The sequence below is a fragment of the Streptomyces gottesmaniae genome, from assembly GCF_031845845.1.
GTDB classification, from domain to species: domain Bacteria; phylum Actinomycetota; class Actinomycetes; order Streptomycetales; family Streptomycetaceae; genus Streptomyces; species Streptomyces akebiae.
Genome location: NZ_JAVRFJ010000051.1, coordinates 64,871 through 71,804, shown reverse-complemented (window position 1 = coordinate 71,804; position 6,934 = coordinate 64,871). Strand labels below are relative to the sequence as shown.

The following is a 6,934-nucleotide window of genomic DNA, read 5'->3' as shown; positions in this document are numbered from 1 at the left end:
CGGGAGCTGGCCGAGCTGGCGGAGGTGCGGGCACTGCTCCAGGTGCCGGTGGTCATGCGGCTCGCGCGTACGGTGCCCCCCGGACCCGCCCCCGCCGACGAACCCGCTCCCCCGAGCCATGAGGCGCCGTCACGAACGTCACGCTGTCGCCGCCGGTGGTGGGGCCAGCTGCCGTGCCAGCCACGTCGGTACACCGCCCAGCAGGCGGAACAACCGCCCCGCCTCCTCGCGCAGTCGCGAGGCCTCCGGTTCGGACTCGGTCTCGGCGAGGGAGACGAGCGCCGGGGCGGTGCCCACGAGGTAGCCCAACTCCTCCCGGATGCGCAGGGATTCGGCGAAGCCGTGCCGTGCCTCGGCCAACTCGCCGTCCCGCAGGGCGAGACCGGCGAGATGGCGCCAGGTGAAGGACTGCAGGAGCAGGTCGTCGTGGGCGGTGGCACCGGCGTGGGCCCGACGGTAGGCGGCGCGCGCGGCCTGCGGGGAGCGGGCGAGGTTCTCGGCGATGAGACCCCGCCGGAAGTCGAGCAGGGCCCGGCCGCGCGCGCCGGGGGCGATCAGGGCCGCCGCCCGGCCGAGCGCGGCGCGCGCCTCGTCGGAGCGGTCCCGGACCCCGAGCAGTGTGGCCGCGTACGCCAGTTGGCCGCGCTCACAGGCGGCCGCGCCGCGCTCGTCGTCGGTGCGTGCCTGCGCCTCGGCCGTGCGCAGCGCGTCCTCGGCGTCCTCCCAGCCCTGCTCGGTGTAGAGACAGCGCTCGACGAGCAGCGCGGTCCGCTGGAGCGAGGCCTGTGGACCGTCGGGCTCGATCAGGGCGGCCGCGTCGACCCAGCAGGCGCGTGAGCGCAGCCGCCATACCGCGGTCTGGAGTGGATCGTCACCGGCTGTCGTTCCGTCACCAGACATGGCGGTATGCGCCACGTTGCCCTCCCCGAGCACGTCCTTGAGCTTTGAGTGGTGGCGGCATCTCAGCACGAATCCCGTGGCCCGGCCAAGGGGGTGGGTGAAGGAATTCACAAAGTCATGGGGTGCGGACGGCGCACTTGGATCTTCGTCCACCACCCCGTGGCCTCAGCTCATGCGCAGGGCCAGGAAGAAGTCCAGTTTGTCCTCCAGTCGGGAGAGGTCCCGGCTCGTCAACTGTTCGATGCGGCCCACCCGGTACCGCAGCGTGTTGACGTGCAGATGGAGGCGTGCGGCGCAGCGGGTCCAGGAGCCGTCGCACTCCAGGAACGCCTCCAGGGTGGGGATCAGCTCGGCGCGGTGCCGCCGGTCGTAGTCGCGCAGCGGGTCGAGGAGCCGGGCCGTGAAGGCGCGGCGCACGTCGTCGGGGACGAAGGGGAGCAGCAGGACGTGCGAGGCCAGTTCCTGGTGGCCGGCCGCGCACACCCGGCCGGAGCGCGCCGCCGCCACCCGGCGGGCATGCCGGGCCTCCTCCAGGGCGCCGCGCAGCCCCTCGGCGGAGTGCACGGCCGCGCTGACGCCCAGGGTGAGCCGTCCGTCGTCGTCGAGACCGGCGCTCAGCGGGTTCCGTACGGCCGCGAGGAGCGTGTCGGCGTGGATGCCGGACTCCGAGCCGTCGTGCTCGGAGGAGACGGCCGGGAGGGGGACGAGGGCGATGGCCTCCTCACCCGTGTGGGCGACGGCGATGCGGTCGGACGGCTCGGGGCCCGTGGACAGGGGATCGACGAGGATCTCCTCCAGGAGCGCCTGGGTGACCGGGCCGCTGTCGATCTCCCCGTCCTCCCACTCCACCCGCGCCACGACGACCTGCCAGTGCGGCGCCGCCCCCAGACCGGGCAGCAGCACCGGCGCGGCCACCCGCAGCCGGGCCGCGATCTCGGCCGGGACGGCCCCCGCCTGCACCAGCTCCAGGACCTCCTGGGCGAGCCGGCGCCGTACCGTACGGGCCGCGTCGCGCCGGTCGCGCTCGACCGCGATCAGCTGAGTGACGCCGTGCAGCAGGTCGAGCCGTTCGGCGGGCCAGTCCCCGGCGTCGGCCTCGACCGCGAGGAGCCAGTCCGACAGCAGGGTCTCGCGGACCTCGCGGGGGGCGCCGCCCGTGCCCCGGCCCGCGCTGCTGATCGGGAACAGCGAGTACGTGGTGGTGCCGACGGCCACGCGGTGCGGTCCGCGCCGCCCGGCGCGCGTCGCCGCCAGGTGCTCGGCCGACAGCCGCGCGCGCAACTCGGCGGGGAGGGCCGGTCCGGCGTCCTCGGGGCCCGAGACGAGCCGGCCGGCGGGGGAGAGCACCCAGGCGCGCAGGTCCAGGTCGGAGCCCAGCAGGTCCAGGACGACGTCCGGGCCGCCGCCCGCCGGGCCCGAGGTCATCATCCGGCGGTGCCGGTCCACCACGGCCGCCAGGTCCCCGGCGCGCTCGCCGGAGACCTGCCGTACGACGTGCTCGGTGATGGTCGCGAAGGCCACCGACTCGTTGACCGCGAAGAGCGGCAGCCGGTGACGCGCGCAGGCCACGACGAGGTCCTCGGGAATGTCGCCCAGCTCGGCCTCCCCGGCGGCCAGCGCGGTGACCCCGGCGCCCGCCAGGATCCGTACGAAGGGTTCGGAGTCGGCGGCGTCGCGGCGCCAGGCGAGGCCCGTGAGCACCAGCTCGCCGCCGGAGAGATAGCGGCTGGGGTCTCTGAGGTCGGTGGTCATCACACCGCGCACGGTGCGGTCCAGCTCGTCCTCGCCGCCGAGCAGCCGCAGTCCCAGCGCGTCGGTGTCCAGCAGTGCGCGCAGGCGCATTCTCGTCGCCGCCGTTCCTGTCTCGGGAACAAGGATGTTTCCAGGGGAAAACCTAGAGGTTGCAGAGGGCCTCCGTTCATACGAATCTACAAGATGAGCGCCCTGGCCAGCCAACTCCTTCATGGTTTCCGTGACTGACCGGGGTGGAGGAGGGCGCTGTGTACTGAGCCCAAGACACCTGAACAGCACCTGCACGAGCCGGGCCCGCCGCACACGATCTGGCTCAAACCGAACGACTCCAGACGAAGAAGAGAGCCGGTCAGATGGACTTCCTTCGCCCCGCCAGCTGGGAGGAGGCGCTCGCCGCGAAGGCCGAGCACCCCACCGCTGTGCCGATCGCCGGCGGCACCGACGTGATGGTCGAGATCAACTTCGACCACCGTCGGCCCGAGCATCTGCTCGACCTGAACCGCATCGGCGAACTCTCCGAGTGGGAGGTCGGCGAGGAGTCGGTTCGCCTGGGTGCGTCCGTCCCGTACACCCAGATCATGGAGAACCTCCGCGGCGAGCTGCCCGGCCTCGCCCTGGCCTCGCACACGGTCGCCTCCCCGCAGATCCGCAACCGCGGCGGCGTCGGCGGCAACCTCGGCACCGCCTCCCCGGCCGGCGACGCCCACCCGGCCCTCCTCGCGGCGGGCGCCCAGGTCGAGGCCGAGTCCGTACGGGGCTCCCGGCTCATCCCCATCGACGACTTCTACACCGGCGTCAAGCGCAACGCCCTCGCGCCGGACGAGCTGATCCGCGCGGTGCACATCGCCAGGGCCGACGGGCCGCAGCAGTACTCGAAGGTCGGCACCCGCAACGCCATGGTCATCGCCGTCTGCGCCTTCGGACTGGCCCTGCACCCGTCGTCGCGCACCGTCCGCACCGGCATCGGCTCGGCCGCGCCCACCCCCGTCCGGGCCAAGGCCGCCGAGGAGTTCCTGAACGCGGCGCTCGACGAGGGGGGCTTCTGGGACAACGGCCGGATCATCACCCCGTCGGTCGCCAAACAGTTCGCGGACCTGTGCGCCGGCGCCTGCAACCCGATCGACGACGTACGCGGCACCGCGAGCTACCGCCGTCACGCGGTCGGCGTCATGGCCCGCCGCACGCTCATGTGGACCTGGGAGTCCTACCGCGGCACCGCCGCCCACACGGAGGGAGTCGCGTAATGCGCGTCAGTTTCACGGTCAACGGTCGTCCCCAGGAAGCCGACGACGTGTGGGAGGGCGAGTCCCTGCTGTACGTGCTGCGGGAGCGGATGGGACTGCCCGGCTCCAAGAACGCCTGCGAGCAGGGCGAGTGCGGGTCCTGCACGGTCCGCCTCGACGGCGTCCCGGTGTGTTCGTGTCTGGTGGCCGCCGGCCAGGTCGAGGGTCGCGAGGTCGTCACGGTCGAGGGACTCGCGGACTTCGCCAAGCAGCGCGCCGAGCACGGTGGCTGCGCCTCCGCCGCCTGCGGTACGGCCGGCCCGGCGGGAACCTCGCTCGACGAGGCCAGGCGGTGGGCTGCCGAGGGCACCGACTCGCAGACCGGCGAGGGCACCGAACTCTCCCCGATCCAGCAGGCGTTCATCGACGCCGGGGCCGTCCAGTGCGGCTTCTGCACCCCGGGTCTGCTGGTCGCGGCCGACGAGATGCTGGAACGCACCCCGAACCCGAGCGACGCGGACATCCGTGAGGCGCTGTCGGGCAACCTGTGCCGCTGCACCGGCTACGAGAAGATCATGGACGCGGTCCGCCTCGCGGCCGCCCGGCAGTCCGAAGGGGTCTGAACGGATGGGAACCACCGGCCTGCCCACCACCCTCACCCAGGGCTCCCGCACCAAGGGCGGTGTCGGCGAGTCCACGCTCCGCCCGGACGGCACCCTCAAGGTCACCGGCGAGTTCGCGTACTCCTCCGACATGTGGCACGAGGACATGCTCTGGGGCCACATCCTGCGCTCCACGGTCGCCCACGCCGAGATCGTCTCCATCGACACCGGCGAGGCCCTCGCCACCCCCGGCGTGTACGCCGTCATGACGTACGACGACCTGCCGACCGAGGTGAAGCACTACGGCCTGGAGATCCAGGACACCCCCGTCCTCGCCCACGGCAAGGTCCGTCACCACGGCGAACCCGTCGCGATCGTCGCCGCCGACCACCCGGAGACCGCCCGCCGGGCCGCCGCCAAGATCAAGGTGGAGTACCGCGAACTGCCGGTCGTCACCGACGAGGCCTCCGCGACCGCGCCGGACGCCGTCCTCCTGCACGAGGACCGCGACGACCACCACTTCGCGCACGTCTCCCACCCGAACATCGTCCACCGCCAGCCCGTCATCCGCGGCGACGTGGCGAAGGCACGCGAGCGCGCCGACGTGATCGTCGAGGGCGAGTACGTCTTCGGCATGCAGGACCAGGCCTTCCTCGGCCCCGAGTCCGGCCTCGCCGTCCCCGCCGAGGACGGCGGCGTCGACCTCTACATCGCCACCCAGTGGCTGCACGCCGACCTGCGCCAGATCGCCCCCGTGCTCGGCCTGCCCGAGGACAAGGTCCGGATGACGCTGGCCGGCGTCGGCGGGGCCTTCGGCGGTCGCGAGGACCTGTCGATGCAGATCCACGCCTGCCTGCTCGCCCTGCGCACGGGCAAGCCCGTCAAGATCGTCTTCAACCGCTTCGAGTCCTTCTTCGGCCATGTCCACCGTCACCCCGCGAAGCTCCACTACGAGCACGGCGCGACGAAGGACGGCAAGCTCACCCACCTCAAGGCCCGTATCGTCCTGGACGGCGGCGCCTACGCCTCCTCCTCCCCGGCCGTCGTCGGCAACGCCGCCTCGCTCGGCGCCGGGCCGTACGTCATCGAGGACGTCGACATCGAGGCCCTCGCCCTCTACACCAACAACCCGCCCTGCGGCGCGATGCGCGGCTTCGGAGCGGTCCAGGCGTGCTTCGCCTACGAGGCGCAGATGGACAAGCTGGCGGCGAAGCTCGGCATGGACCCGGTGGAGTTCCGGCGGATCAACGCCATGTCCCAGGGCGCCGTCATGCCGACCGGCCAGGTGGTCGACTCCCCGGCCCCGGTCGCCGAACTCCTGCGCCGCGTCAAGGCGATGCCCCTGCCGCCCGAGCAGCAGTGGCGCACGGCGGGCGAGGCGGCGGACGTACGACAGCTGCCGGGCGGCCTGTCCAACACCACGCACGGCGAAGGCGTCGTCCGGGGCGTCGGTTACGCGGTCGGCATCAAGAACGTCGGCTTCTCCGAGGGCTTCGACGACTACTCGACCGCCCGGGTCCGGATGGAGGTCGTCGGCGGTGAAGCCGTCGCCACCGTCCACACGGCCATGGCCGAGGTCGGCCAGGGCGGCATCACCGTCCACGCGCAGATCGCCCGCACCGAGCTCGGCGTCACCCGGGTGACCATCAACCCGGCCGACACCCAGGTGGGTTCGGCCGGCTCGACCTCCGCGTCCCGCCAGACCTACGTCACGGGCGGCGCGGTCAGGAACAGCTGCGAGCTGGTCCGCGAGAAGGTCCTGGAGATGGGGCGCCGCAAGTTCGGCACGTACCACCCCGCCTGGGCCACGGCCGAGCTGCTGCTGGAGGGCGGCAAGGTCGTCACCGACGCCGGTGAGGTCCTGGCCGACCTGGTGGACGTCCTCGGGGACGAGGCCGTCGAGGTCGAGGCGGAGTGGCGGCACCGGCCGACCGAGCCGTTCGACCTGCGGACCGGGCAGGGCTTCGGCCATGTCCAGTACTCCTTCGCCGCGCACCGGGCGGTCGTCGAGGTCGACACCGAGCTGGGCATGGTCAAGGTCGTCGAGCTGGCCTGTGCCCAGGACGTCGGCAAGGCGCTCAACCCGCTCTCCGTGGTGGGCCAGATCCAGGGCGGCACGACCCAGGGCCTCGGCATCGCGGTGATGGAGGAGATCGTCGTCGACCCCAGGACCGCGAAGGTGCGCAATCCCTCCTTCACGGACTACCTCATCCCCACGATCCTCGACACGCCGACCATCCCCGTCGACGTGCTCGAACTCGCCGACGACCACGCGCCGTACGGGCTGCGCGGGGCCGGCGAGGCCCCGACCCTGTCGTCGACCCCGGCCGTGCTCGCGGCGATCCGGGCCGCGACGGGGCTGGAACTGAACCGAACGCCGGTGCGCCCGGAACATCTGACGGGTACGGCGTAGCGGTCGGCCGGGGCGCCCAAGAACCCTGGGGGTGCGGTTCGTCT

Annotated in this window: 5 protein-coding genes; 3 read left to right on the top strand and 2 right to left on the bottom strand. The window is 72.7% G+C overall.

Features of this window, described 5'->3' with window-relative positions; genetic code table 11:
* Positions 1-138 precede the first annotated feature (138 nt).
* The gene (locus tag RM704_RS39585) at positions 139-915 is read right to left on the bottom strand and encodes a hypothetical protein (RefSeq protein ID WP_033531525.1); all 777 of its coding nucleotides are present in this window, start codon (positions 913-915) and stop codon (positions 139-141) included.
* A 150-nt stretch (positions 916-1,065) separates the two neighbouring features.
* Positions 1,066-2,742 (bottom strand): PucR family transcriptional regulator, encoded by a 1,677-nt coding sequence (locus RM704_RS39580; protein WP_033531469.1) that lies wholly within the window; start codon positions 2,740-2,742, stop codon positions 1,066-1,068.
* A gap of 263 nt (positions 2,743-3,005) precedes the next feature.
* Between RM704_RS39580 and RM704_RS39575 the strand changes: the two genes are divergently transcribed.
* The 3 genes from RM704_RS39575 to RM704_RS39565 are packed head-to-tail and all read left to right on the top strand — an operon-like array spanning position 3,006 to position 6,890.
* Positions 3,006-3,896 (top strand): FAD binding domain-containing protein, encoded by an 891-nt coding sequence (locus RM704_RS39575; RefSeq protein ID WP_033531468.1) that lies wholly within the window; start codon positions 3,006-3,008, stop codon positions 3,894-3,896.
* Positions 3,896-4,498, top strand: coding sequence for a (2Fe-2S)-binding protein (locus tag RM704_RS39570; RefSeq protein WP_033531467.1), 603 nt, complete (start codon positions 3,896-3,898; stop codon positions 4,496-4,498). The genes RM704_RS39575 and RM704_RS39570 overlap by 1 nt, the downstream gene beginning before the upstream one ends.
* A gap of 4 nt (positions 4,499-4,502) precedes the next feature.
* A complete protein-coding gene (locus RM704_RS39565; protein ID WP_033531466.1) occupies positions 4,503-6,890 on the top strand; it encodes a xanthine dehydrogenase family protein molybdopterin-binding subunit in 2,388 nt (795 codons plus the stop codon).
* Positions 6,891-6,934: the final 44 nt, after the last annotated feature.

Bases quoted from the DNA above. Each gene is read 5' to 3' on its own strand.
- RM704_RS39580 (WP_033531469.1), bottom strand. From the start codon at position 2,742: ATGCGCCTGCGCGCACTGCTGGACACCGACGCGCTGGGACTGCGGCTG.
- RM704_RS39575 (WP_033531468.1), top strand. From the start codon at position 3,006: ATGGACTTCCTTCGCCCCGCCAGCTGGGAGGAGGCGCTCGCCGCGAAG.
- RM704_RS39570 (WP_033531467.1), top strand. From the start codon at position 3,896: ATGCGCGTCAGTTTCACGGTCAACGGTCGTCCCCAGGAAGCCGACGAC.
- RM704_RS39565 (WP_033531466.1), top strand. From the start codon at position 4,503: ATGGGAACCACCGGCCTGCCCACCACCCTCACCCAGGGCTCCCGCACC.